This window comes from Micromonospora arida (assembly GCF_003857035.1).
GTDB lineage: Bacteria > Actinomycetota > Actinomycetes > Mycobacteriales > Micromonosporaceae > Micromonospora > Micromonospora arida.
The window spans coordinates 1-26,195 of sequence record NZ_QGSY01000167.1 but is presented as its reverse complement, the minus strand read 5'-3'; the positions used below and the strand labels follow the sequence as shown (position 1 = coordinate 26,195).

Annotated in this window: 19 protein-coding genes; 6 read left to right on the top strand and 13 right to left on the bottom strand. The window is 71.1% G+C overall.

Annotated elements, in window-relative coordinates; all coding sequences use genetic code 11:
* Nucleotides 1–163 precede the first annotated feature (163 nt).
* The 4 genes from DLJ58_RS13755 to pcaF form a co-directional block, all read right to left on the bottom strand.
* Nucleotides 164–664 (bottom strand): DUF456 domain-containing protein, encoded by a 501-nt coding sequence (locus DLJ58_RS13755; RefSeq protein ID WP_124856448.1) that lies wholly within the window; start codon nt 662–664, stop codon nt 164–166.
* Between the two features lie 46 nt (nt 665–710).
* Nucleotides 711–2,900 (bottom strand): putative bifunctional diguanylate cyclase/phosphodiesterase, encoded by a 2,190-nt coding sequence (locus tag DLJ58_RS13750; RefSeq protein ID WP_124856446.1) that lies wholly within the window; start codon nt 2,898–2,900, stop codon nt 711–713.
* Nucleotides 2,901–2,904: 4 nt separating this feature from the next.
* Nucleotides 2,905–3,717 (bottom strand): SAM-dependent methyltransferase, encoded by an 813-nt coding sequence (locus tag DLJ58_RS13745; RefSeq protein ID WP_124856444.1) that lies wholly within the window; start codon nt 3,715–3,717, stop codon nt 2,905–2,907.
* Between the two features lie 110 nt (nt 3,718–3,827).
* Nucleotides 3,828–5,033 carry a 3-oxoadipyl-CoA thiolase gene (gene pcaF / locus DLJ58_RS13740; RefSeq protein ID WP_124856442.1) on the bottom strand — a complete coding sequence of 402 codons (1,206 nt, stop codon included), beginning with the start codon at nt 5,031–5,033 and terminating at the stop codon, nt 3,828–3,830.
* A 106-nt stretch (nt 5,034–5,139) separates the two neighbouring features.
* On the opposite strand from pcaF, the gene DLJ58_RS13735 reads away from it, so the two are divergent.
* From DLJ58_RS13735 to DLJ58_RS13720, 4 genes are all read left to right on the top strand, one after another.
* Nucleotides 5,140–6,105 (top strand): glutathione S-transferase family protein, encoded by a 966-nt coding sequence (locus DLJ58_RS13735; RefSeq protein WP_124856440.1) that lies wholly within the window; start codon nt 5,140–5,142, stop codon nt 6,103–6,105.
* A complete protein-coding gene (locus DLJ58_RS13730; RefSeq protein WP_124856438.1) occupies nt 6,098–6,781 on the top strand; it encodes a DUF998 domain-containing protein in 684 nt (227 codons plus the stop codon). Before DLJ58_RS13735 ends, DLJ58_RS13730 begins: the two co-directional genes overlap by 8 nt.
* A gap of 168 nt (nt 6,782–6,949) precedes the next feature.
* Nucleotides 6,950–8,242: a dicarboxylate/amino acid:cation symporter gene (locus DLJ58_RS13725; protein ID WP_208741079.1), complete on the top strand. Its 1,293-nt coding sequence runs from the start codon at nt 6,950–6,952 to the stop codon at nt 8,240–8,242.
* A 69-nt stretch (nt 8,243–8,311) separates the two neighbouring features.
* Nucleotides 8,312–9,379 (top strand): NADH:flavin oxidoreductase/NADH oxidase, encoded by a 1,068-nt coding sequence (locus DLJ58_RS13720; protein ID WP_124856434.1) that lies wholly within the window; start codon nt 8,312–8,314, stop codon nt 9,377–9,379.
* A gap of 48 nt (nt 9,380–9,427) precedes the next feature.
* On the opposite strand, the gene DLJ58_RS13715 is transcribed toward DLJ58_RS13720, so the two are convergent.
* A complete protein-coding gene (locus DLJ58_RS13715) occupies nt 9,428–12,970 on the bottom strand; it encodes an ATP-binding cassette domain-containing protein (protein WP_124856432.1) in 3,543 nt (1,180 codons plus the stop codon).
* Between the two features lie 902 nt (nt 12,971–13,872).
* On the opposite strand from DLJ58_RS13715, the gene DLJ58_RS13710 reads away from it, so the two are divergent.
* Nucleotides 13,873–14,439, top strand: coding sequence for a hypothetical protein (locus DLJ58_RS13710; protein WP_124856430.1), 567 nt, complete (start codon nt 13,873–13,875; stop codon nt 14,437–14,439).
* A gap of 203 nt (nt 14,440–14,642) precedes the next feature.
* On the opposite strand, the gene DLJ58_RS13705 is transcribed toward DLJ58_RS13710, so the two are convergent.
* Nucleotides 14,643–15,482 (bottom strand): GNAT family N-acetyltransferase, encoded by an 840-nt coding sequence (locus tag DLJ58_RS13705; RefSeq protein ID WP_124856428.1) that lies wholly within the window; start codon nt 15,480–15,482, stop codon nt 14,643–14,645.
* 5 nt (nt 15,483–15,487) lie between these two features.
* Nucleotides 15,488–16,741, bottom strand: a complete 1,254-nt coding sequence (locus DLJ58_RS13700; RefSeq protein WP_124856426.1) for an MFS transporter — start codon at nt 16,739–16,741, stop codon at nt 15,488–15,490.
* 112 nt (nt 16,742–16,853) lie between these two features.
* Between DLJ58_RS13700 and DLJ58_RS13695 the strand changes: the two genes are divergently transcribed.
* Nucleotides 16,854–17,441: a PadR family transcriptional regulator gene (locus DLJ58_RS13695; protein ID WP_091400331.1), complete on the top strand. Its 588-nt coding sequence runs from the start codon at nt 16,854–16,856 to the stop codon at nt 17,439–17,441.
* Nucleotides 17,442–17,599: 158 nt separating this feature from the next.
* Here the strand turns inward: DLJ58_RS13695 and ispG are convergent, their stop codons facing one another.
* The 6 genes from ispG to DLJ58_RS13665 form a co-directional block, all read right to left on the bottom strand.
* Nucleotides 17,600–18,772 (bottom strand): flavodoxin-dependent (E)-4-hydroxy-3-methylbut-2-enyl-diphosphate synthase, encoded by a 1,173-nt coding sequence (gene ispG, locus DLJ58_RS13690; protein ID WP_112588507.1) that lies wholly within the window; start codon nt 18,770–18,772, stop codon nt 17,600–17,602.
* 9 nt (nt 18,773–18,781) lie between these two features.
* The gene (locus DLJ58_RS13685; protein WP_124856424.1) at nt 18,782–20,032 is read right to left on the bottom strand and encodes a M50 family metallopeptidase; all 1,251 of its coding nucleotides are present in this window, start codon (nt 20,030–20,032) and stop codon (nt 18,782–18,784) included.
* Nucleotides 20,032–21,243, bottom strand: coding sequence for a 1-deoxy-D-xylulose-5-phosphate reductoisomerase (gene dxr, locus DLJ58_RS13680; RefSeq protein WP_124856422.1), 1,212 nt, complete (start codon nt 21,241–21,243; stop codon nt 20,032–20,034). The genes DLJ58_RS13685 and dxr overlap by 1 nt, the downstream gene beginning before the upstream one ends.
* 246 nt (nt 21,244–21,489) lie before the next feature.
* Complete coding sequence (locus tag DLJ58_RS13675; RefSeq protein ID WP_124856420.1) at nt 21,490–21,948, bottom strand: hypothetical protein; 459 nt, start codon at nt 21,946–21,948, stop codon at nt 21,490–21,492.
* A 38-nt stretch (nt 21,949–21,986) separates the two neighbouring features.
* Nucleotides 21,987–22,145, bottom strand: coding sequence for a DUF397 domain-containing protein (locus tag DLJ58_RS34565; protein ID WP_279635871.1), 159 nt, complete (start codon nt 22,143–22,145; stop codon nt 21,987–21,989).
* 14 nt (nt 22,146–22,159) lie between these two features.
* Nucleotides 22,160–25,846 carry a CARDB domain-containing protein gene (locus DLJ58_RS13665; protein WP_124856416.1) on the bottom strand — a complete coding sequence of 1,229 codons (3,687 nt, stop codon included), beginning with the start codon at nt 25,844–25,846 and terminating at the stop codon, nt 22,160–22,162.
* Between the last annotated feature and the right edge of the window lie 349 nt (nt 25,847–26,195).

Genomic DNA, 26,195 nt, shown 5'->3' with positions numbered 1-26,195 from the left:
GCCCGACCCGGTGGCGCGGGGCACGCCTCTCTCTCACGTACGGCCACTCCGCCGTACCCGAAAAGTGCCCCGCGCCCCACTCCCCCTCGTGATCAAGAGGTTTGCGTCAGATTTCCGGCCGTGCCTGACCGAAAGCTCTTGATCAATGCGAGAAGGGCGTGGGTCAGGTCAGGAGGAGGCCGGCTACCCAGAGGGCCGCTACCAGGAGGCAGGCCAGGAACTCCACCAGCATCGACAGGCCGGCGGCCTTCAGGGCCTGCACGGTGGAGGGCCACGCGAGCTGGTTACTGCCCAGCCGGAGCCGTTCGGCCGCCCACACCCCGGCGACGAAGCCGAGCACCAGACCGACGACCGGCACCACGAAGAACCCGATGATGCCGAGCACCCCGCCGGCGAGCAGCGTGGACGTCGGCACACCGGTGCGCTTCAGGTTCCGCCCCGGCCACGCGTACTTGATCACGACGCCACCCCCGGCGACCACTGTGGCGGCGGCGAACACCGCCCAGCCACCCAGGCCGGCGCCGCCGAAGACCGCCCAGAGCAGCACGCCGCCCCAGCACAGCGGCAGCGCCGGCAGACCGGGCACCACCACGCCGGCCAACCCGGCCAGGATGGCCAGCCCGGCCACCACGGTCACCGCCGTCTGCGAGTCCGTCAGGTCCACGCCGCCATCCTCCGTCGCCACCCTTCGGACCGGAGCGGTCCCCCACTCACGCCAACGCTCCGGGCCGCAGCCGGGCGGTGATCACGTCGGCCGGGGCTGGCGCACCGAAGTATCGGCCCTGCCCGGTGTCGCAGCGCAGCGCCCGCAGCCGTTCCGCCTGCACGCCCGTCTCCACCGCCTCGGCCGTGACCCACAACTCCAGGGCGTGCGCCAACCGGACCAACGCGTCGACGATCCGTTCGTCGCGATGGTCGGCCGCCACGTCGGTCCCGTCCGCGCGGATGCCCTCGACGAACGGACCGGCGAGCTTCAGGCAGTGGATCGGCAACCGGCGCAGGTACGCCAGGTTGGAGTACCCGGTGCCGAAGTCGTCCACGGCCAGCCGGACGCCGAGCGCGGCGAGCCGGTGCAGGCTGCGCAGGGGTTCACCGGCACTGCCCATCACGGCGCTCTCGGTCAGCTCCAGTTGGAGCAGCTCCGCGGGCAACCCGCTGGTCTGCAACGCGTCGGCGACGGTGTCCACGATGGCCGGTTCGTCGGCCTGCCGGGCGGCCAGGTTGACGCTGACCACCAGCCTGGCGTCGGGGAACTCCCGCCACCACCGTTCGGCGTCCTCGCAGGCCCGCCGCAGCACCCACTCGCCGAGCCGGACGATCAGGCCGGTCTCCTCGGCCAGGCCGATGAACCGGTCCGGCCCGATCAGGCCCAGCTCAGGATGCTCCCAACGGACCAGCGCCTCCACCGCGAGCATGGTGCCCTCCAGCAGCGACACGATCGGTTGGTAGTGCAGCACGAACTCGCCCCGCTCCAGCGCGGCGGGCAGCCCGGCGACCAGCGCCGAGCGGGCGATGTCCCGGGCACCGCGTTCAGGGTCGTAGACCGCCCACCGGCCCCGGCCCGCCGCCTTGGCCCAGTAGAGCGTGGTGTCCGCGGCCTTCATCAGCTCCGACGCGGTGGTCTCCGAGGCCGGGCACTGCACGATGCCCACACTGGCCGAGACGGCCAACTGGTGCTCACCGACGTGGACCGGGGCCGCGACGGCGGCCAGCGCCGCTTCCGCCACGGAGACCGGGTCGTCGGTGTCGTCGCCCCCGTCGACGAGGATCACGAACTCGTCGCCGCCCATCCGGGCGACCAGGTGGCCGTGGTCGGCCACGCACGCGGCCAGCCGCCGGCCGATCATCACGAGCAGCCGGTCACCGAGGTCGTGACCGAGACTGTCGTTGATCGCCTTGAAGCCGTCCAGGTCGAGGAAGCACACCCCGACGCGCTGCCCGGCGTCCGCGGTGTCGAGCACCCGGCCCAACGTCTCGAAGAACAGCGTCCGGTTGGGCAGCCCGGTCAGCGGGTCGTGCAGCGCCTGGAAGCGCAGCCGCTGCTGGAGTTCGTACCGCTCGGTGATGTCCTCGATCATCGCGACGGTGAATCGGGGTCGACCCTCGTGTCGGATCAACGAGACGGCCAGGTCCGTCCAGACCGTCGTGCCGTCCTTGCGGTAGTAACGCTTCTCCACCCGGGCCGCGTCGTGCTTCCCCTCGATCATCTCCTGGTAGAGCTCCCACATCCCGGCCGCGTCGTCGGCGTGGACCAGCCCTGCCACGTTGGTCTCGCGCAGCTCCTCGATCGAGTAGCCGAGCATGTCGGCGAACGCCTGGTTGACGTCGATGATCCGACCGTCCACGCCGGCGATCCCGATCCCGATCGCGGCGCCGGTGAACACCGCCCGGAACCGTGCCTCGCTCTCGCGCAGCGCCTGCTCGACCTCGTCGCGCGCCTGCCAGGCGGACCGGGCGATCCGCTCCTGCTGGCTGAAGGTGCGGTCGCGCAGCGCCCGGGCGAACCCGGCGGCCAGCCCGCCCTGCACCGCCGCGATCCGGTCGGCGAGGTCGGCCAGCCGGTCACCGTCGGACAGCACCCGACGCCCGAAGGTCGCACCGAGCGCGTGCAGCGTCCACTCCAGGGCCTGCGGCTCGGTGAGGTGCGCCTCAACCAGGGCCCGCCCGACATCCTCGGCCGCTTCGGCGCTGAACGGCTCCGACCGTACCGCCTGGGCCAGCCGGATCGTGTGCGCCAGCAGCAGCCGCTCGGTCTCGGCCACGCTGAGCGGCACGAAACCGAGTCGGCGCACGGCGCGGGCCCAGTCGGCGGCGTACCCCTGGGCGTCCGCCCGACCGGAATCGACCCCGGCGGGGTCCCGGCCGGAATCAACCCCGGCGGGGTCCGGGACGGCGGCCACGAGATCAGCCGGCGGGCTGGTCGTACCGGGCGACGCCCCCGAAGGCGCCGAAACGCTCCGGGTGCCCGTCCACATCGGACGGTGAGTCCGGGCGCCAGAGCGGCATGTGCACCACGCCCGGTTCCAGCACGGTCCAGTCGCCGAAGAAGCTGGTGACCTGAGCGCGGGAGCGCAGGGTGATCTCGGTGGCGGTGCGGGCGGAGAGGCGCTGGGCGTCCAGCATCTCCTGCGGCTGGTCCTCGAAGGTGGAGTGGGAGACGACCAGGAAGCTGCCCGGCGCGGCGGCGGCCCGCAGGGTGGCCAGGATCGCCTCGGGCTGGTCGGCGTCCGGGACGAAGTGCACCACCCCGGCCAGCAGGATGCCCATCGGGCGACTGAAGTCGATCAGCCCGAGCTGTCGGGTCTCGGTGAGGATCCGCTCCGGCTCACGCAGGTCGGCGTGGATGACTCCGGTCAGCTCGTTGCCGGCCAGCAACTCCCGGCTGTGCGCGACCGCCACCGGGTCGATGTCGACGTACACGACGCGGGCCTTGGGGTTCACCCCCTGCGCCACCTCGTGCACGTTACCCACTGTGGGAATTCCGGAGCCGATGTCGAGGAACTGGTCGATGCCGGCGTCGAGCAGCACCCGGACGGCCCGGCGCAGGAACTCCCGGCCGGAGCGCATGGTGGCGGCGAGATTCGGGGTCATGCTGGCGATCTGCTCCGCCAACTGCCTGTCGATCTCGAAGTTGTGCGCTCCACCCAGGAAGTAGTCGTACACCCGGGCCGCGCTCGGCCTGGTCAGATCGATCTCGGTCGGCAGTCCGTCCGGCATCAGCGTGCTCCCCAGTTCATCGCCGCGGCGCGGGACGGCACCGGCGTCGGGGCGCGCAGCGGGCACGCGTGGGCACCGGTCGACCCGCGGGTCGTGTGGTGTGGACCACTCTAGGCCGCTGACTCCAGCAACAGCGAGATGCCTTGACCAACGCCGATGCACATGGTGGCCAGAGCCCGGCGGCCGCCGCGACGGCGTAGCTCCAGGGCGGCGGTCAACGCCAGCCGCGCACCACTGGCGCCGAGCGGGTGCCCCAGCGCGATGGCGCCACCGTTCGGGTTGACGTGGTCGGCGTCCACGGGCAGCCCCAACTCCCGCAACACCGCCACGGACTGCGCGGCGAACGCCTCGTTCAACTCCACCACGTCCACAGCGCCCACCTCGACGCCGACGCGGTCGAGCAGCTTGCGGGTGGCCGGCACCGGGCCGATGCCCATGATCCGGGGCGGCACACCGGCCGCCGCCGCGCCGACGATCCGGGCCAGCGGGGTCAGGCCGTACCGGGCGACCGCCGCCTCGCTGGCCACCAGCAACGCGACCGCGCCGTCGTTGACGCCCGAGGAGTTGCCCGCGGTCACCGTGCCGCCGTCGCGGAACGGGGTGGGCAGCGCGGCCAGCTTCGCAAGCGAGGTCTCCCGGGGGTGCTCGTCGACCTCGACCAGCCGGGTCTCCCGACGGCCGGCCGGCACGGACACCGCCACGATCTCCTCGGCGAACCGGCCGTCGGCCTGCGCCTTGGCCGCACGCTGCTGCGATCGGTACGCGAAGGCGTCCTGCTCGGCCCGGCTCACGCCGTACTCGGCGGCCACGTTCTCCGCCGTCTCCGGCATCGAGTCGACCCCCCACCCGTCACGCATCAACGGGTTCACCAACCGCCAGCCCAGAGTGGTGTCGTACACCTCGGCCGAGCGGGAGTACGCCGACGTCGCCTTCGGCATGACGAACGGCGCACGGCTCATGCTCTCCACCCCGCCGGCGATCACCAGCTCCGCGTCCCCGGCGACGATGGACCGGGCGGCGGTGGCGAGCGCGTCCAGGCCCGAGCCGCAGAGCCGGTTGACAGTGCTGCCCGGCACCTCCTCGGGCAGGCCGGCCAGCAGCGCCGCCATCCGGGCCACGTTGCGGTTGTCCTCGCCGGCCTGGTTGGCGCAGCCGAGCACGACGTCGTCGACTCGCGCCCAGTCCACCGACGGGTGCCGGGCGACCAGTTCCCGGATCACGTGCGCGGCCAGGTCGTCGGGGCGGACGCCGGCCAGCGCGCCCGCGTACCGGCCGATCGGGGTACGGACACCGGCCACCAGGTATGCCACGGTCATCGCGAGTCCTTAGGGGGTGCAGACGGCGGGGGTGGGGCACGCCCACCGGGTCACGGGGGCTGCCGGCCGCCAGGATATCCGCGTCGGCAGCGGATAGGTTGACGGCATGGCCCGGGCCCAGTTCAGCGCAGAGACCAGCGGCGGCGGAGCGTTCGTCCGCCAGCCGAACCGGTTCACCGGTCGGGTCACCGCCGACTCCACCTCGCCACCCGGCGGCGGCCCGGACGAGCAGGACCGCTGGCCGCTGGAGGCCGGCCGTTACCGGCTGATCTGGTGCCGGGCCTGCCCGTGGGCGCACCGGGCGAGGATCGTGCGTGGCCTGCTCGGGCTGGACGACGCGATGTCGCTGGGCACCGTCGACCCGATCAGGGACGAGCGGGGCTGGGCGTTCGCCCTCGACCCGGACGGCTTCGACCCGGTCCTCGGCGTGAGCTTCCTGTCCGAGGCGTACCTGGCCACCGACCCGGACTACACCGGCCGGGTGACGGTGCCGGCGCTCGTCGACACCCTGACCGGCCGGGTGGTCACCAACGACTATCCGCAGCTCACCCTCGACTTCTCCACCGAGTGGCGGTCGCTGCACCGTGCGGGGGCGCCGGACCTGTACCCGGTAGAGCTGCGCCCCGAGATGGACGCGCTGATGGCCGAGATCCACACCGACGTGAACAACGGCGTCTACCGGTGCGGGTTCGCCACCTCCCAGCAGGCGTACGACGAGGCCTTCCGGACGCTCTTCACCCGGCTGGACGCGCTCTCCGAGCGGCTGTCCGGGCAGCGCTACCTGATGGGCGACGCGATCACCGAGGCGGACGTGCGGCTGTTCACCACGCTGGTCCGCTTCGACGCCGCGTACCACGGGCACTTCAAGTGCAACCGCAACAAGCTGACCGAGATGCCGGTGCTCTGGGCGTACGCCCGGGACCTGTTCCAGACGCCGGGTTTCGGCGAGACGGTGGACTTCGACCACATCAAGCGGCACTACTACGGCACGCACCGGGAGATCAATCCCAGCGGCATCGTGCCACTCGGGCCGGACGAGTCCGGCTGGAGCACGCCGCACGGGCGTGGCTGAGCCGGGTCGGCCGGCCGCCCCGACCGTGCCGAGGGCCCGCGGCGAGGTCGCCCGTCGGGTCGCCGGGTCCGCGGCGGCCGGCTGCACCCTGGCCGGTGCGGTGGCGGTGACGCTCGCCGTGGTCGCCGGTCCCGGTCCAGGGTTCACCGGGTACGTCAGCGAGGCGGGCATCGCCGGCAGCGCCCACGCCGCTACGTACCGGATCGGGATCCTGGCCCTTGCCGGCGCGTTACTGCTGATCGGCGCGGCGCTGCCCCCGGGGGTGTGGGCGGCGGCCCCGGCGCTGCTCGCCACCGGGGCGGTGTTCACTGCCGTGTCGGGGGCGGTGACCTGCTCCGGCGGCTGCCCGTTGCCGCCGTTCGAGCGCGCGACGACGGCCGACCTGGTGCACGGCGGCGCGAGCATCGCGGCGACCGCGGCGGTGGTCTTCGCCATGATCACGCTGGCCGTCTCCGGGCCGGCCGGCCGGACGGTGCGTCGGCTGGCCGGCTTCGCCGCCGCGCTGGCCCTGCCTCTCTGTGCCACGGTGGGGCTGGCGATGCTCGTGCTCGGTCGAGGCCCGGTGGTGGGGGTGCTGGAACGGCTGATCCTGGCCCTCGCGGTGCTGTGGGGCCTGGGCACCGCCACCGCGCTGGCCCTCTGTAAGGAGCCTCACGGCGTCCGGTCCTTCCGATGAGCGGGAATCGGCGTATCGTCGGCCAGCGATGACCAATGTCTGGGGCCTCACTGTCCGCCTGTATGTCGATCTCCGACTGCAGGCCAGTGGCATCTGTCCGGGCTAGCCGCGTTCCCAGGCCTGCCCCGATCGGACCGGACAATTGGATACATCCTCATGCCCTTCAGCCTGCGCAAAATTCCCTTCTCCGTGCAGATCCTGCTCGGCCTCGTACTCGGCGTCGCGCTGGGCTTCCTTGCCCGCAGCAACGACCTGAGCTGGCTGACCAGCACCCTGCACACCGTCGGTAGCCTCTTCGTCCAACTGCTCAAGCTGGCCGTGCCGCCGCTGGTCTTCACCGCCATCGTCGTCAGCGTGGTCAGCCTGCGTGGCGTCGCCAACGCCGCCCGGCTCGCCGTCAAGACCCTGATGTGGTTCGGCATCACCGCCCTGATCGCGGTGAGCATCGGCATCGGCCTCGGCCTGCTCACCAACCCGGGCAGGGGCGTGACCCTCGACCTGGGTGGTGCGGCCCCGCCGAAGAACACCGGCTCGTGGACCGACTTCCTCACCGGCATCGTGCCCACCAACCCGGTCGGCGCGTTCGTCGAGGGCAACGTCCTCCAGATCGTCTTCCTCGCCGTCGTCGTGGGTGCCGCGGCCCTGCTGGTCGGCGAGCCCGCCGAGCCGTTCGTGGCGCTGAACCGCTCCCTGCTGGAGATCGTCCAGAAGGCGCTCTGGTGGGTCATCCGGCTCGCCCCGATCGGCACCCTCGGCCTGATCGGCAACGCCGTCGCCTCGTACGGCTGGGACCTGCTGGCCCCCCTCGCGAAGTTCACCACCGCCGTCTACGTCGGCTGCGCCATCGTGCTGTTCGTGGTCTACCCGCTGGTGCTGATCCTGGCCGGCCGTCTCAACCCGCTGCGCTTCTTCGCCGGCGCCTGGCCGGCGATCGAGCTGGGCTTCGTGTCCCGCTCCTCGGTCGGCACCATGCCGGTGACCCAGCGCTCCGTCGAGCGACTCGGCGTGCCCCGCGAGTACGCCTCGTTCGCGGTGCCCTTCGGCGCCACCACGAAGATGGACGGTTGCGCCGCCATCTACCCGGCCCTCGCCGCGATCTTCGTGGCCCAGGTGTTCGGCGTTGACCTCGGCATCGGCGACTACCTGCTGATCGCCTTCGTCTCGGTGGTCGGCTCGGCGGCCACCGCCGGCCTGACCGGCGCGATCGTGATGCTCACCCTGACCCTCAGCACGCTGGGCCTGCCGCTGGCCGGCGCCGGCCTGCTGCTGGCCATCGACCCGATCCTGGACATGATCCGCACCGCCACCAACGTCGCGGGGCAGGCGCTGGTGCCGACCGTGGTCGCCGCCCGCGAGGGCACTCTCGACCGCGCCGCGTACGAGTCCGCCGGCCGGCGTGACCTGACCGACCCGGAGCCGGTAGCCGACACCCGGCCCGAGCTCAGCCCTGTTCCTGCCTGATCGATTCACCAGTACGGCGACGGGCCCCTCTCCCCGGGGGCCCGTCGCCGTGTCGGAGAGGATGACCCCATGAGTTCCCTGTTCACTCCCCTGGCCCTGCGCGGGGTCACAGTGCCCAACCGGATCGCCATGGCACCGATGTGCCAGTACTCCGCCGGCCCCGACGGCCTGCCCACCGACTGGCACCTGATCCACCTCGGCAGCCGCGCGGTCGGCGGAGCCGGCCTGGTGCTCACCGAGGCGACCGCTGTACTCCCCGAGGGTCGGATCAGCCCGCAGGACACCGGCCTCTGGTCCGGCGCGCACGTCGACGCCTGGCGGCCGGTGACCGCGTTCGTCGCCGCCCACGGCGCGGTGCCGGCAGTGCAGCTCGCGCACGCAGGCTTCAAGGCCTCCACCTACCGGCCGTGGGCACCCGAGCGCGGTGGCGTGCCGGACGCCGAGGGCGGCTGGACGCCCGTCGCCCCCGGTTCGGAGCCGTTCACCGCCGACTACCGGACGCCCACCAGCCTCGACGAGGCCGGCATCGCCGGTGTGGTCGAGGCGTTCGCGGCCGGCGCCCAACGCGCGCTGGACGCCGGCTTCGCAGCCGTGGAGATCCACGCCGCCCACGGATACCTGCTCAACGAGTTTCTCTCGCCGCTGACCAACCACCGCACCGACTCCTACGGCGGCGACCGGGCCGCCCGGATGCGGCTCTCCCTGGAGGTGGCCCGCGCGGTGCGCGCCGCGGTCGGCGAGGACGTGCCGGTGCTGACCCGGATCTCCGCCACCGACTGGGTCGAGGGCGGCTGGACGATCGAGGACAGCGTGGTGCTCGCCGGTGAACTGGCCGGCGTCGGCGTCGACCTGGTCGACGCGTCCTCCGGTGGGGTGAGCACGGACCAGCGCATCCCACTCGGCCCGGGTTACCAGGTGCCGCTGGCCGCCCAGATCCGCCGTGAGGCCGGCGTTCCGACCGGCGCGGTGGGCCTCATCGTGGAGCCCGAGCACGCCGAGCAGATCGTCGCCAGCGGCGAAGCCGACCTGGTGCTGCTGGGTCGGGAGTTGCTGCGCGACCCGTACTGGCCGCGCCGGGCCGCCGCGAAGCTCGGCGTCGCGTACTCCGGCCCCGCCCAGTACGCCCGCGCCTCCTGATCCCGACCGGTCGGGCGGCCACCACGTGAGCGGCCGCCCGACCGTCGATCAGCCGGCCAGGTGCGACCAGTCGCCCTCCAGGTCCTGCCAGGTGCCCTGAGCGGCCACCGTGCCGCCGAGCAGCACCACCACGTGGTCGGCCCGGACCAACGCGGCGCGCTTCGCGGTCGAGCCGACAACTGTCACCCCGTGGCCGCGCAACGCCTCCCACAGCGCCAGCTCGGTGGTGACGTCCAGCGCCGACGACACGTCGTCGGCGACCAGCAGTTCGGTACGCGGGGCCAGCGCCCGGGCCAGCGCCAACCGCTGCAACTGCCCGCCGGAGAGCCGGGTGCCCTTGTGCCCGATGAGCAGGCCCAGCCCACCACCGGCAGCGGCCAGGTCATGGTCGAGCTGGGCGGTGCTGACCGCCCCCGCCGCGTCCACCTGGTGCCCGAGGGCGATGTTGTCGGCCACCGTGCCGGAGAGCACCCGGGGCAACTGACCGACGTAGCCGACCTGGTTGGGACGCAGGAACAGCTCCGGCTCGGTGACGGGGTCACCGTTCCAGGCCAGCTCGCCGGTGTGGTGCACGATCCCGGCCAGCCCGCGCAGCAACGAGGACTTGCCCGACCCCACCGGCCCGACGACCAGCACCAACTGCCCCCGCTGCACGGTCAGGTCCACGTCCCGGACGGCCACCGTGCCGTCGGAGTGCACCACCCCGAAGCCGCGCAGCTCCAGCCGGCGCAGCGGATGCCGGGGCGGCATGGTCGGCGCGGGCGCCGTCCCGGCGGTCAGGTCGACCTCCGGCACCCCCGCGGAGTACGCGCTCACCCCGGTCATCGCCGCCGTGCGCCGGGTCCAGACCCGCGCCGAGGGCAGTTGCGAGATCAAGGACGCCGTCGTCCAGGCGAACCAGCGGGCCGCGCCCAGGGTGGAGACGGCCACCAGCACCGCCCCGGCGGAGAGCGAGCCGTTCAGGTAGAGCGCCCATGCGCCGATCGGCAACAGCCCACTTGCCATCGACGGTGTGGAGCGCGCCCACACCTGCACCGAGATCTCCCGCCGCTGCCGGTCGCTGCGCAGCACGTCCAGGCCCGCCAGGTGGCGCAGCACCGCCGTGGTCGCGCCGGCGAGCTTCACCGTCCGCGCCGCGGAGAGCGCGGAGACCAGCGCCGTGGCGAAGGAGGCCCGCGCCGCCACCGTCGCCCGGGCCGCACGCTCCAGCTTCGGCCCGAACAACGTCGCGGCCAGCCCGGAGACGACCATCGTGCCGAGGAAGAACAGCCCGGGTACGACGCTGCCGGTGACCGCCGTCATGGCGACCACGAGCACCAGCGCGACGGCCTGGTCCAGCACGTTGTCGGCGAGCTGGACCACCCGTTCGGTGTCCCCGCCCTGCGCCACCACCTCGGCGGGGGTGTGTGAGCTGACCCGGCGCGGCCCGGTCTGGCCGTGCACCAGGCGAAGGCCGATCCGCAGCATCTGCCGCACCCACCACTGCGGGAACCAGACGTGGGTGTAGAACGGCAGCGGCAGGGTGACCAGCAACCCGGCGACGATCCCCACCGCCGGCAGGTACGGGTTGCCCGTCCCGTCGACCAGGTCCGCCCAGAGCCAGGGCAGCACCGGGCCGTCCAGCCCGAGCAGGCTGAGCCCGAGGAACAGCACGATCGCGGCCGCACCGTACCGGGGATCGTTGGTGCAGAGTCGGAAGATCTCCCGCAGCGTCCGGGCCGGCGGCACCGGCGGCAGCGGCGGTGGGTCGGCCCGGACCGGCCCGACCGCGCCCTGCGGGCCGTCCGGCGCTGTCGCCCGCGCGGTCTGCCCATTCGGCTCGGCCCGCGCGGGTGCCGGCTCGCTCGGCCAGGGGTCGGCCGGGCCGGGCCCGACCAGCAGGTCCGTGCCGACGCCGGTGCGACCGGCCGGCACCACCGTCGCGTACGCGGCGGCGTGGCTGGTCGCCAGGAGTTCGGCGAAGCGCGTCGACGTCTCCAGTGGACCGGCCTCGACCACCGCGCCGTCGGCCAGGACGACCACCTCGTCACAGCGGCGCACGGAGGAGAGTCGGTGCGCGATGACGATGCCGATCCGGTCGCGCAGCAGTCGTTCGGTGGCCCGCTGCACCCGCGCCTCGGTGACCGGGTCCAGCCGAGCGGTGGCCTCGTCGAGGATCACCACGTGCGGCTCCCGGACCAGGATCCGGGCGAACGCCACCAACTGCTCCTGACCGGCGGAGAGCACATGCCCGCCCTCCCCCAGCCGGGTCGTCAACCCGTCCGGCAGCTCGGCGATCCAGCTGGCCAGGCCCAGCTCGTCGAGCGCCCGAGCCGCCGCGTCGAGCAACTCCGGGTCGAAGAGCGCCACGTTCTCGGCAAGCGTGCCGGCCAGGATCTCGGTGCGCTGCGGCACCAACGCCACCCAGCGGCGCAGTTGCTCGACGTCGAGGTCGCACAGGTCGGTGCCGCCGAGGAAGACAGTGCCCGGCGGCACGTCGACCGCCCGGGTGAGCACCTTCGCCAGCGTCGACTTGCCCGAACCGGTCCGCCCGATCAGCGCGTACGAACGACCGCGCGCGAAGGTGAGGCTGAGCCCGCGCAGCGCGGCCCCCCGGTCACTCTCCCCGTACCCGAATGTCAGGTCCCGAATGCGCAGGTCACCCTCGCTCGGGCTGGCCCCGCCGACCGGCTCCTGCCGGGCCTTGTAGAGCAACTGCACCCGCGCCCACGCGCCCAGCGCTTCCTGGATCTCCGGCACCATCCGGCTGACGTGTTCCGCGGTCGCCCCGAAGGCCAGGGCGAGCAGCCAGATGGCGGTGAGCCGGGCGGCGTCGATCCGGCCGGTGGCCAACGCCCAGGCACCGCCGAGCACCACCGCGCCGATGCCCGCCCGGATCGTCGCGGTGGCCACCGTCGCCACCCGGGCGGACAGCACCCAGACCACCAGGCCACGGGACAGCACGGCGGAGGCCCGCCGGGCGTACAACCGCAGCACGTACGGCCGCGCCAGACTGGTGCGTACGTCGTCCTGGCCGTGCACCGCCTCCTCCATCACGGCGGCCAGGTCGGACCACGCCTCCTCCTCGGCCATCCGGGCCGGGCCGATCCGCGCCGTGGGCCGGCGCAGGCCGACCGCGAGCACCACAGTGAGCAGCAGCATCGCGACCCCGGCCGGCCACCACACGAACACCGCAACGACCATCGACAACAGACCGACGCAAAGGCCCTGGGCGAGCCGGGTGCCCTGGTTACGAATTGCCGACGCCACCTGGTAGACGTCCCCGTCGATCCGGTCCAGCAACTCGCCCACCGGAGTGGTCTCCAAGGTGGGCAGGTCCTGCCCGAGAGCGACACGGCAGAGCCGGCGACGCACGTCCGCGGACCAGTCCGCGGTCAGGCCGGCCATCAGCAGGCTCACCGCGAGGTCGCTGAGGACCACGGCGACCAGGGCCGCGGCCAGTACGGCGAAGAAGCCGGCCGAACGATGCACCAGCACCGCGCCGGCCAGCGCCGACGCACCCGCCTGCCCCGCAGCGCCCAGCACGATCAGGACGGCCACGATCGTCACACGACGGGTCGAAGTGCCCCACAGATCACGGAGCAGGCGCATGAAAGTCCTCCGGGACGTGGGGGGCGGAGACCTCAGCCTGCCGGCACCAACCCCGTCAACTCAACCGATTTTCCGGCCCTGAGCAGGGCATCCGTCAGTCCGTTCAGTGGCGGCGGCAGCACAGCGACACGGCAGCCCGGCGACGATCAGGGTGACTGTGGCGACTGGGCCGAGCCGACAGTTTCCGGGTCAAACGTCAGCAGAGGCCGGCAGAGCCGCAACGCCCGGGCCAGGGCCGGCCACGCCCGAGACAGAGCCACCCACGCCCGGGGCAGCGGCGGCAGGACCGGCGGCCGCGCGGAGCCCTATGGGCGTTCTGACTGATCTGACGCGATCTGTCCAATCCGCGACGCTTCAGGGGTTTTGATCAGCTCGACTTCCTTGATATCGCGGTGTCCGGGCGTTCGGGACACCCCGACTTTCATGTACGCGAGTGGATCACTCGGGAGAGGGGTGATTTCATGGCCAGAGCCCTGCGCCGCCTGAAACGTTTGTCGGCCTATGGGCGATGTGGGTTGTGGTCGGGCGCACCCGTGGGCTGGAATCATGGCTGGCCCGGGGTCGTTACACATTCTGACGATCGCAGCACCACCGACCCGCCGCCCTGACCTTCTGGGGCCTGGTCGTAGATGGGAATGGCGGCCTCCGCCCGGTCGTTACGATCCCCACGAACGGCCGCAGGCACCGCCTCGATGAGGGTGCCGACGGGATGGGCCAGCCCCGGAATGACCCCGGCCCCCCGGTCGTTACACAGGGACCCGGCGCCACGAGCCCTCACTCGTCGAGACGCCGACCTCGAAGACTTTCCCCTTGTTTGTGCAGCGCCGGACGAGGTGCTCACACCCTGCCGCCGCCCCCCCTTTTGGCGGTCGGGTGTTCTACCCCCGAAGGAGCTACCCCTGATGAATACGATCTTCCGTAAGAGCATGCTGTCTGTTGCTGGTCTCGCGTTCGCCGGTGGTGTCTTCGCCGGCCCGATCGCCGCCCACGCCGCCACCCCGGCCGTGGATGCCAAGCCGGTCGCGGTGGCCGTGCCGTCGGCGGCGCCGAAGCCGCAGGGCGAGCAGTCCCACATCACCCTCAACGACGAGCAGAGCGCCAACGTCAAGGCGATCATCGCCGCCACCAAGAAGGCCGGCCTCCCGGAGCGGGCCGCGGTCATCTCGATCGCGACGAGCCTGCAGGAGTCGAAGCTCGAGAACCTCGGCCACCTCGGCGACAAGAACGACCACGACTCGCTGGGCCTGTTCCAGCAGCGCCCGAGCTCGGGTTGGGGTACGCCGGAGCAGATCACCGACCCCGCCTACTCCACCACCGCGTTCCTCAAGGGCCTCAAGCAGGTCGACGGGTGGCAGGACATGCCCCTGACCGACGCCGCCCAGACCGTGCAGGTGTCGGCCTACCCGGACGCCTACGCCCAGTGGGAGCAGCAGGCCACCGACCTCGTCGGCCAGTACTGGAACAGCTGACCCGCACCACACCATCGCAGAACCAGCGCACCTAAGCACCACCCGCACGACACCGACCGCTGGCCGGCACCCCCTACCCGGGGTGCCGGCCAGCGGCATCTCCGTGCTCCGCAACCCGCAGATCTTGGACACTTTCCGTTCGCGCAGAACGGAAACTGTCCAAGATCTCGCCGGGACGCACCACCGGCAAGCGACCGCAGCGGTCAGAAGAGGACGGTGGCCAAAGTGCCGATCGGCTGGAAGCCGCAGCGCTCGTAGACGCGGCGGGCCGAGAGGTTGAAGTCGTTGACGTACAGGCTGACGGTGGGGGCGACCCGCAGCAGCGCGTCGCGGACCACGGCTGCCATGGCGGCGGTGGCGATCCCCCTGCCTCGCCACTCCGGTGCCACCCAGACGCCCTGGATCTGCGCCGTCCGCTTGGTCACGACGGCCAGCTCGGCCTTGAACACGACCTTGCCGTCGATGACGCGGGCGTACGCGCGACCGGTGCGGACCAGGTCGTTGACCCGCCGGCGGTAGCTGCGGCCGCCGTCCTCGGCAAGCGGGGAGACGCCGACCTCTTCGGTGTACATGGCGACCGCCGCCGGGAAGAGCCGGTCGACCTCGCCGGAGCGAACCTGGCGTACCTCCGGATCGGCCGGTACGGGCGGCAGCGTGTCGGTGACCAGCAGCGGCTGATTGGGGCGGACGTCTCGCGCTGGCCCCCACGTGTCGGAGAGGCGGTCCCACAGCCCGAGGACGGCATCGGCGCGGCCGACGATCGAGGAGCAGAGCCGCTCCTCGCCCGCGAGCAGGTCGGCGAAGGCAGCAACTGCGGCTTCATTGGCCAGCACCGGAGTCAGGTTGCCGCCGAGCCAGCAGAGTGACTCGAGGTTGCGGCGAGCCCCGTACCCCAGGATTCTGCCCTCGGCCCGCCACCAGGAGAGTCCGCGCGCGGCGATCCGCTCGGCGACCTGCGCGCCCGCGAACGGGTCATGGTCGAGCAGACGCTCGACCGCGCGGCGCTCCGATTCCCCCAGTTGGCGTACCGGCACCGTCAGCACGACTATCAGCCTGCCAGATCAGCACCCTGCTTCGCCGGTCGAGTGACAAGGCCGGCACCGGCTCCACGAGGCGGGGTCCGCCCGGCCCACCGGACGACCGGGGGCACCAGGGCTCCGAGCAGGAGAAACAGGGCACCGAGCACGAGCCAGCCAGGTACGCCCCAGCCGAGTGCGAGGGTGGTCACCACCACCGGTGCGAGCATCTTGCCCAGTTCGTAGCCCATGCCGTACGCCCCCTGGTACTGCCCCTGGGCGTCCGCTGGTGCCAGCCCGAAGGAGATCCCCCAGCCGGCTGCGGAGTGCCACAGCTCCCCGGTGACGTGCGCGAGTGACCCGAGGCCGAGCAGGCCCACCGCGCCGACGGTGGGCAGCGCGCCGCTGGCGGCGAAGAATACGCAGGCCAGGGCGATGGCCACGCCCGCTCGGCGGGCGGCGCGGGCGGCTCCGGGCAGGGTGGCGGCGGCACCTGCGGCGCGTACCTGAAGGAGCACGACGAGCACGGTGTTGACCAGCGTCAACGCGGAGATCATCCAGATGGGGGCCTGGGTGTGGCCGGCGATCCACAGCGGCAGCGCGATGGTGAGCAGGCTGAAGTGCATCGACATCAGCCCGTCGACCAGGGTGAAGGCGAGGAACGGGCGGTCCCGTAGGGCGACCAGCCGAGGACCGTTCGTCGGGGCGGCGACCGGGGCGACGGCGGGCAGCCGAAGGAAGACCACCGCTGCGGCCAGTGATGTCGCCGCCGAGGCCAGGATCAGCGCGACGTAGCCGCTTCGGGTGTCGGCGGCGATGGCGAAACCGCCGAGGACGGCGCCGACGGAGATCCCGACGTTGGTGGTGGCTCGTAGGTAGGCGCGGGTGCGGACCCGCTGGTCGGCTGGGATCGCTCCGGCGATCAGCGCGCCGCGGGCACCGCGCTCGACCGCGTCGGCGAGCGCGGTGGCCGCTCCCACCAGCACGAACGTGGGGAACGACCGGACGGCGATCAGGCCGATGGTCAGGGTGCCGGCGACGAACAGCGCGCCGACCTGCACACCGCGTGGGCCGACGCGGTCGGCCAGGTAGCCGCTCGGGGCACTGGCCAGGACACCGACCAGGGCAGAGATGGTCAGCCCGATGCCCACCTGGGTGGCCGACAGGCCGACCGACCGGGTGAGGAAGAGCGCGCTGGCGACGAGCCAGAGGCCCCGCCCGACGGTCTTGACCAGAGTGCCGAGGGTGAGGACCCGGGCCGGACCCGGCGGGGGAAGCAGGCGCATGACCGACACTCTAACAAGACGTACGTACGGTTTGGTAGATCAAGGTTGTCAGCGATGCATTGCCGATATATCGTTGATGCATCAGCGATAGTCCTACGGAAGGAAGAGCACGATGAGGTTCCACCGACAGCACCACCCAATGCACGAAGCCCGGATGCGGGGGTTCGGCTTCCCGCCGGTCCCGCCCGGTCCGCACGGCCACGAGCACGGACACGGCGGCCCCTGGGGCGGCCGGGGCCGCGGACGAGGTCGGGGCCGACGCCCCAACGTCCGAGCCTCGGTGTTGGCCCTGCTCACCGAGCGGCCGATGCACGGCTACGAGATGATCCAGGAGATCGACTCCCGCACCGGCGGTGCGTGGCGGCCGAGCCCCGGCTCGATCTACCCCACCCTCCAGCTACTGGAGGACGAGGGCGTGATCGTCGCCAGCACCGAGGAGTCCGGTGGCGGGCGGAAGCGATTCACAGTCACCGAGGCCGGTCAGGCGGAGGCCACCGAGGCCGCGCAGACCCCGCCGTGGGCGGACGTCGCCCAGGGCACGGTGAGCAGCTGGCACGACATCCGTGACTCCGGCGCACAGGCGATGAACGCGCTGCGCCAGGTGATGATGAACGGCACCGACGACCAGCGTGAGCGGGCCGCCCAGGTGCTCGACGAGACCCGACGCAAGCTGTACGCGATCCTCGCCGAATCCGAGTGACGCCGGGCCGCACCACAACGACAGGCCGCACCAGAACGCCAGGCCGCGCCACAGCGCACGAGCACCAAGGCGTCAGGCGACCGCACAAGCGCACGATCAGCACGAACGAAAAGCGGCCGTTCCCCGCACGGGGAACGGCCGCTTTTCCACATGGAAAATCAGTGCACGGTGACGGTCGGGCCGGTGACCAGCCCGCGCAGCTCCTCGGGGAGCTCGGCGCCCATCTCGTCGGCGATCCGCAGCGCCTCCTCGATCAGGGTCTCCACGATCTGCGCCTCGGGCACCGTCTTGACGACCTGCCCCTTGACGAAGATCTGGCCCTTGCCGTTGCCGGAGGCGACACCGAGGTCGGCTTCCCGGGCCTCGCCCGGACCGTTGACCACGCAGCCCATGACGGCGACCCGCAGCGGCACCGGCAGCCCTTCCAGGCCGGCGGTGACCTCCTCGGCGAGCTTGTAGACGTCCACCTGGGCCCGGCCGCAGGACGGGCACGAGACGATCTCCAGGCCCCGCTCACGCAGACCGAGGGACTCCAGGATCTGGTTGCCGACCTTGATCTCCTCGACCGGCGGGGCGGACAGCGACACCCGGATCGTGTCGCCGATCCCCTCGGCCAGCAGCGCGCCGAAGGCGACCGCCGACTTGATGGTGCCCTGGAACGCCGGCCCGGCCTCGGTGACGCCGAGGTGCAGCGGGTAGTCGCACTGCTCGGCGAGCTGCCGGTACGCCCGGATCATCACGACCGGGTCGTTGTGCTTGACCGAGATCTTGATGTCGCGGAAGCCGTGCTCCTCGAACAGCGAGCACTCCCACAGCGCCGACTCGACAAGCGCTTCGGCGGTGGCCTTGCCGTACTTGCTCAGCAGACGCTTGTCCAGCGACCCGGCGTTGACGCCGATCCGGATCGGCACCCCCGCCGCCCCCGCGGCACGAGCGATCTCCTTGACCTTGTCGTCGAACTGCCGGATGTTGCCCGGGTTGACCCGGACCGCCGCGCAGCCGGCGTCGATCGCGGCGAAGACGTACTTGGGCTGGAAGTGGATGTCGGCGATCACCGGGATCTGCGACTTCTTGGCGATCGCGGGCAGCGCCTCGACATCGTCCTGGGACGGCACCGCCACCCGGACGATCTGGCACCCGGACGCGGTCAGCTCGGCGATCTGCTGAAGGGTCGCGTTGATGTCGGAGGTGAGGGTCGTGGTCATCGACTGCACGGAGACCGGCGCACCACCACCGACCGGAACCGAACCGACCATGATCTGGCGGCTGGCCCGACGGGGAGCGAGCGGCGGGGGCGGCACGGCGGGCATACCGAGACTGATTGCGGTCACTTCAGGCACTCACCTTGAGAAGAGCGTGATCGGGTTGACGACGTCCGCGGCGATGGTCAGCAGCGTGAACGCGCCACCGATCAGGATCACCGCGTACGTGAAGGGCATCAGTTTGAGGTAATCCACCCGGCCGGGGTCGGTCCGGCCGATCCGGGCGTAGACCCAGGAGCGGGCCCGCTCGAACCAGGCGATGGCGATGTGGCCGCCGTCCACCGGCAGCAGCGGCAGCAGGTTGAACACGCCGATGAAGAAGTTCAGCGACACGAACAGCATGAAGAAGACCAGCCAGGCGTTGTTCTCGACCGCCTCGCCGCCGAGTCGGCTGGCGCCGACCACGCTGATCGGGGTGTCGATGTCGCGTTCACCACCGGTGAGGGCCGTCCATAGGGCGGGGACCTTCTGCGGGAGGCGCTGGAGCGCCTGGGCGGTGCCGACGGCCAGGTCGCCGGTGAAGTTGGCGGTGGCGCCGAAGGCGCCGACCGGACCGTACGTCACGCGGGTGGGCGTGCTGGGGACGAGCCCGACGCCGAGCGCGGCCACCGGGGCGGCGGCACCGGTCGGGTTGTCCAGCGGCGGACGCTGGGTCTGTGCGAGCACCGTGCTGGTGGTGGCCGGCTGCCCGTCGCGGACGTACGCGATCTGCGCGGTGTCACCCGGCTTGAGGCTGCGCAGCGTGGTGAGCAGGTCGCCGTAGGAGTTGACCGGGGTGCCGTTGATCGAGGTGATCCGGTCGCCGTTCTTCAACTGCGCCTGGGCGGCCGGGCTGGCCGCGTCGGCGGAGGTGCACGCCCGCACCGCGTTCTCCGGCACCACGCACTCGCTGAGCTGGATGACGGCGGGCTCCTGGCGGGCCTGCGCGTCGGTGGTCGGGAAGTCGGGGTTGGGCAGGCCGGCGGAGACGGCGAGGATCCAGATCGTGACCAGGGCGAGCGCGAAGTGCGTGATCGACCCGGCGGCCATCACGATCGTCCGCTTCCAGACCGGGTAGCGCCACATCACGCGCGACTCGTCACCCGGCTCGACGTCGTCGTCCTGCGGGGTCATCCCGACGATCTTGCAGAAGCCGCCGAGGGGGATGCCCTTGAGGCCGTACTCGGTTTCGCCGCGCCTGAACGACCAGATGGTGGGGCCGAAACCGACGAAGTACTTGGTGACCTTCATCCCGAACGCCTTGGCGGTCAGCAGGTGCCCCGCCTCGTGCAGACTCACCGAGATGAGAATGGCCAGGGCGAAGAGGACCACCCCGAGCAGGTACGACATCAAGCTCCTTCCACCGAACCCGCGATGATCTCCTGCGCATGCGCGCGTGCCCACGACTCGGCCGCGAGCACGTCCTCGACGGTACCTGGTTCGTCGAAGTCCGGAGCCTCCTCCAACACGCGTTCGAGGGTGTCGACGATGCCGAGGAACGGCAGCCGGCCCGCCACGAACGCGGCCACGCACTCCTCGTTCGCCGCGTTGTAGATCGCCGGGCGACTACGCCCGGCCTCCCCGGCGGCCTTGGCCAGCGCGACGGCCGGGAACGCCGCGTCGTCGAGCGGCGCGAACTCCCAGGTGTGCGCGGCCGTCCAGTCCACGGCGGTGGCGGCCTCGGGCACCCGGTCCGGCCAGCCGATGCCGAGCGCGATGGGCAGCCGCATGTCCGGTGGGCTGGCCTGGGCGATCGTCGACCCGTCGACGAACTCGACCATCGAGTGGATCACCGACTGCGGGTGCACCATCACGACGATGTCGGCGTAGGGCACGTCGAACAACTCGTGCGCCTCGATCACCTCAAGGGCCTTGTTGACCATGGTGGCTGAGTTGATCGTGACGACCGGCCCCATGTTCCAGGTCGGGTGCGCGAGGGCCTGCTCGGGTGTGACCTGCGTCAACTCGTCGCGCCCCCGACCCCGGAACGGGCCGCCGCTGGCCGTGACGATCAGCCGACGCACCTCGCCGCGCGAACCGGAGCGCAGACACTGGGCCAGCGCCGAGTGCTCCGAGTCGACCGGAACGATCTGCCCCGGCCGCGTCACCGCGGCCTTGACCAGCGGGCCGCCGGCCACGAGCGACTCCTTGTTGGCCAACGCGAGAGTACGACCACCGCGCAGCGCGGCCAGCGTAGGAGCGAGGCCCAGCGAGCCGACCACCCCGTTGAGCACGATGTCGCACGGCCACTGCGCCAGCTCGGTCATGGCGTCCGGACCGGCCACGATCTTGGGAAGCTTGAAGTCACCGGTGGCCCATCCACGCCGGCTCGCCTCGGCGTAGAACGCCAGTTGCAGGTCCTGCGCGGCGGAGGCCTTCGCCACTCCGACCACCTCGACGCCCAGTTCGAGGGCCTGCGCGGCGAGCAGCTCGACGTTGCCGCCGCCCGCGCCCACGGCGACCACCCGGAACCGGTCCGGGTTACGCCGAACGATGTCGATGGCCTGTGTACCGATCGAACCTGTGGACCCGAGCAGAACAAGATCGCGGGGGGAAGTCACGGGGCCATTCTCCCCCACCGTCGCTGCACGCCCGCTGGGAGCCTCAGCCCTCCCCCTCCGCCAGCCGTCACCCAATCAACCCGTCACCGAACACGACGCTGGCCCGGCACCAGCGCGCCGTCGCGGTCCATGATCAACTCGGGTTCAAGAAAGTCGGGGCATCCGTGGCAACCGGACACCCCGACTTCCTTAAAACCGTGTCGATCAAGCAGGGTCGTCGCGCGTGCAGATCTTGGACAGTTTCCGTCAAGGCAGAACGGAAAGTGTCCAAGATCTGCGGGCCGACGCTGGACTCGTCGTGGTCCGGTGCCGCACGACGGCCAGCCAGACCGCTACGCCGATGCAGAGGACGGCCAGCAGGGGCAGCAGCACCAGGGCCGGGTTGACCCAGGCGGGCACCAGGTCGTAGGTGGCGTTGCATCGATCGTGGAGGGGGAACCACCTCGACGACTCACGCCAGTGCGCGGCGCGGTAGGCACTGTCGTAGCTGACGCCGGCCTGTTGGCAGGACTCCTCCGAGCTCATGGAGGAACCCGCGAACGCCCCGAGGAACCACGTGACAGCGGTGGCGACGATCGACAGCCCGGCCGTCGCGACGAACCAGCCCGGAGTCTTCCATCGGCCGGTGAGCAGAGGTCGGCCCCACCACCAGAGCACGAACAGAGCAGGTACGGCGAGGCAGAGCCCGGTCGTGACGACACCCATCCTGATTGTCAGCCTTCCCCCCGGCGAGCCGGCCTTGATCATTGCACGGGCCGGCTCACCGCCGTGAACGTGACGAAGGCCGTCCAGGCCGTGGTGGTGAAGGTCAGCACGGGTCCGTGCCGGTCCTTGCTGTCGCGTACGCCGACCGACAGCACGGAAGTCGGGGTGCCCGCAGCGTGCGGACACCCCGACTTCACCTGAACCGTGTCGATCAGGGAGTGATGACGAACTGCGAGCCCGGCTGGATGACGATGTTGCCGTCGGCCGAGTTGGTGATTGTCACGTTCGTCAGGTTGGCGTTACCACGCGCGCCGCTCATCGCGAGGATTCCGGCACCGTTGACGGATTTGTCGATCCGCACGTTGGTGATGGCGACGTTCGGGATGTTGCCGCCACCGTTCTTGAACTGGATGCCGTCGTACGTGGAGTCGATGATGTCGGTGTCTCGGATGGTGACCCCGACGATGTCCCTGGTGGCCGGGAAGATCGTGATGGCACCGAACTCCTGGTCCTCGTTCCAGAACGCGCCGCCGGTGCGGTAGAGCCCGTTGTTGGCGATCAGCGTCGTGCCGGAGAACGGCAGCGGGTCGTGGTCGGTCGCCAGCATGATGCCCGGGTAGTTCGCGGTGTCGTAGATCAGGTTGTTCTCGATCGAGTTGTCGTAGCCGCCGTAGATGGCAATGCCGTTGGCCCGCCAGGGCAGCTGGATGGTGTTGTTGACGAAGTGGTTGTCGTGGGCGATGTCGACGTTGCGGTCCTTGACGTACGGGTTGGCCCAGACGGCGAGCGCGTCGTCACCGGTGGTGCGGAACGACGAGTTGAACACCCGCGAGTTGCGCGTGCCGTTGCTGAAGTTGATGCCGTCGGCGTACGTGTTGCGGATCCGCATGCCGCTGAACTCCAGCCCGTCGGCCGGCCCCCACAGGTCGGGGATGTTGTCGTAGTCGCGGCCCACCCAGACACCCACGTTGGCGTGCTCGATCCAGACGTTGCTGATCTTCGTGCCGGTGCCGAAGCGACCGTTCAGACCGACGCCACCCTCGGCGTTGCCGTCCCCGCCCCGGATCCGGCCGGAACCGAAGATGGCGATGTCGGAGATCTGGGTGTTCTTGTCGATGTCGAAGCCGAAGTTGCCCTCGTGCGGGTGGTTGATGCCGCCCACCACGTTCTGCGGCTCGGTCAGCGTGTAGAGCTGCGAGTGCCACATGCCGGCGCCCCGGATGGTGACGTTGCTGATGCCGACCTGGTTGTGCATGCCCCGGTTCAGCGGGTCGTCGGTCAGGATCTTCTGCTCCTGCCGCCACTGCCCGGCCGGGATCCAGACGCAGCTGATGACACCGTTCTGGTCGTCGGTCACCGCCCGCTGGATCGCGGCGGTGTCGTCGAGCCCGTCGTTCGGGACCGCGCCGTACGAGGTGATCGAGGTGCAACCGGCCGGCTGGCTCGCCGGCCCCGCCACCTGCTCCAGGTCGATCATGTCGATGACGTAGAAGGAGGCGGTGTCACCCGAGTCGCGCTGCAACTTGAACCGGGTGCCGGCCGGGTACGACTGCGCCAGCAGCGCGTTCGACTCGTCGAAGAGCCGCCGGGCGTCGGCCTGCGGGGTGTTGGTCAGCGCCTCCGGCCCGTCGGTGTTGCCGTAGAGCCAGCTGTGCTTCGACGACAGGGTCAACTTCCGGGAGAAGACGTCGTTGACGTAGAGGCTGATGGTCGCCTCGATGCCGCCGCCACCGGGCGCGTCCGGGATGGAGTTACGCACCACGATGGAGTTGGCCTGGTTGGCAGAGGTGAACTCGACGAACTGGCCGGTGCTGTTGAGCCGTACCGACTTGCGCCCCGAGGACTCGCTGGCGAAGTTGGTGTGCCCGAACGTACGCAGCGGGTCGGCCTCCAGCAGCGTGCCCTGGTAACGGCCGGCCTCCGCCTCGTAGGAGACGTACGGGACGGCGGCCCCACGACCGACCACGATCGACTGGGTGAACGCGTTGTTGGTCTCGTTGGTTTCGGCGACCACGTTGGTGGCGTCGGCGGTGGCGGTGATGGTGGCGCCGCCGCTGGTGGCGGTCCAGGTGCCGCTGACGGCCACGGTGACCGTCGCGCCGGCGGCGATCGAGGCGGTGTTGGTGTTGAGCGTGGTGCTGCCCGCCACCAGCCGGGTGACAGTGGTCGTGCCGGTCGCGGTGGTGCCCCGGTTGCGGACCGTCACGGTGAAGGTGACGGACGCCCCGACGGCCGGGTTCGGCGGGTTCGAGGCGATGCTGAGCACCTGGAGGTCGGGGCCCGGGGCCTGCGCCACCACCAGCGGTGATGCGGCCGTGAAGCTGTTGTTGCCGTTGTTCTGTTCGACGATCGTGTTCGCCGGGTCGACCACCGCCGAGACGGCGTAGCTGCCCATCGGCCGCGTACCGGCGTTGAACGACACGGTGGTCGAGGCGCCCGCGGCGAGCGTGCCCACCGAGGCGTTGCCGACGACCGCGCCGGCCAGGCTGAAGTTGACAGTGGTCGCACCGGCGGCGGCCGAACCGATGTTCTGCACCACGGCCGAGAGGGTGACCGGGGAGACCTCGCTGGGCGACGTGGGCGACCAGGTCACCGAGCTGACGACCAGATCCGGGTTGGGCGCCGGGGTGCCGCACACCTCAAGCTCGGCCACCTGGCCGGACGGGGCGCCGGTGTTGCCGGTGAACCGCAACTGCACGTCCGCGGTGGTCGCGGTGACCGGGATGGTCACCACGTTGCTGCCCTGGGCGAACTGGTAGGCCGCCGCCGACACCAGACTGGTGTACGCCGACGACGCCTGGTCGCGACCGAGGACCTGGATGGTCTGGGTACGGGTGCCCCAGGACGGGTCCGGGTTGAGCTTCACCGTGACACCGGAGATGGAGTGGTTCGCGCCCAGCGCCACGGTCAGGTTCTGCGGGTAGCTCGCCGCGCCCTCCCAGTAGGTGGAGAGTTGCCCGTCGTTCGCCTTGTCCGGGGTGAAGCTGAAGGTGGAGCCGCTCGCCGTCATGCTCTTGCCCTGTGCCACGTTCGTGCAGGCGGGCGGGTTGCTGCCGGTCCGGGTGACGGTGTTGCTGTTGCCGGAGAGGTTGCCGGCCCCGTCGCGGGCCCGGACGTAGTAGGACACGGTGGCCGTCGCCGGTTGGGTGTCCTGGTAGGTGAGGACGGTGCCCAGCGTCGCGATCAGGCTGCCGCCCCGGTAGACGTTGTAGCCGGCGAGCCCGCTGCCACCGGAGTCGGTGGAGGCCCCCCAGTTGAGCGTGATCGTGCTGCCCGACGTGCTGTGCGACAGCGTCCCCGGGACGCTCGGCGCGGTGGTGTCGGGGGTGGTGCCGCCGCTGCCGTACACCTCCAGCTCGGAGAGCTGCCCGGCCGGCCAGCCGCTGTTGGCGGTGATGGTGATCCGGACGTAGCGGGTGGAGGTCGAGCTGAAGTTGATCGTTGCGGTGCTGCCGCTCGCCGGGTTGAAGGTGTACGTCTGCGACCCGACCAGATCGGTGAAGGACGAACCGTCGGTGCTGCCCCGCACGCTCAGCGTCTGCGTGCGGGTCCCCCAACCGCTGGTCGGCAGCTTGAGGATGACCTGGTTGACGCTCTGCGACGAGCCGAGATCGACCTGCACCCACTGCGGGAACGCGTTGTTGACGCTCTCCCAGTAGCTGCCCGCGTTGCCGTCGACGACCTTCGACGAGTCGTAGACGTCGGCGTGGCCGCTCTCCTGGGTGGGACGGCCCTGGGCGAGGTTGGTGGCCGCCGGGGCGAAGCCGGTGTTCGGTGCGGCGGCCGGGTCGGCCGGGCGGGCGGAGGCCGGGTTCGTGAGGGCGGTCGCCCCGGCCGTCGCGATCAGCGCGGCGGCGGCCGTCGCCGCCACCATCCTGAACAGATTCGTTCGTCTCATCACTGTCCTTGTCGTCGGGGGACGGTTGCCGCGGTGGCTGGACCACGGGGGTGGGGGTGCGGCGGTGCAGCGCCGGCCGACGCGAGCGGGCCGGTGTCGAGAGAGACGGGGTGGTACGCGCGGCGCGAGGGCGCCGCTCGTCCTGGAAACACCAGACGGGTACGACCATCAACGGGCCTCCCCAGGAGGCCCGTTGAATCTTCCGAGAGCATGCACAGAAGCGTGCATCTCTTTGTCAAAATCTTGCGTTACTTTGGTCCAAAGATTACTGATGTGCTACGGGAGCGTCAACACTTCGACCGCCGTGACTATTGACGGACTTGCCTGCCTTGAGGGTCACTGCCCCGCC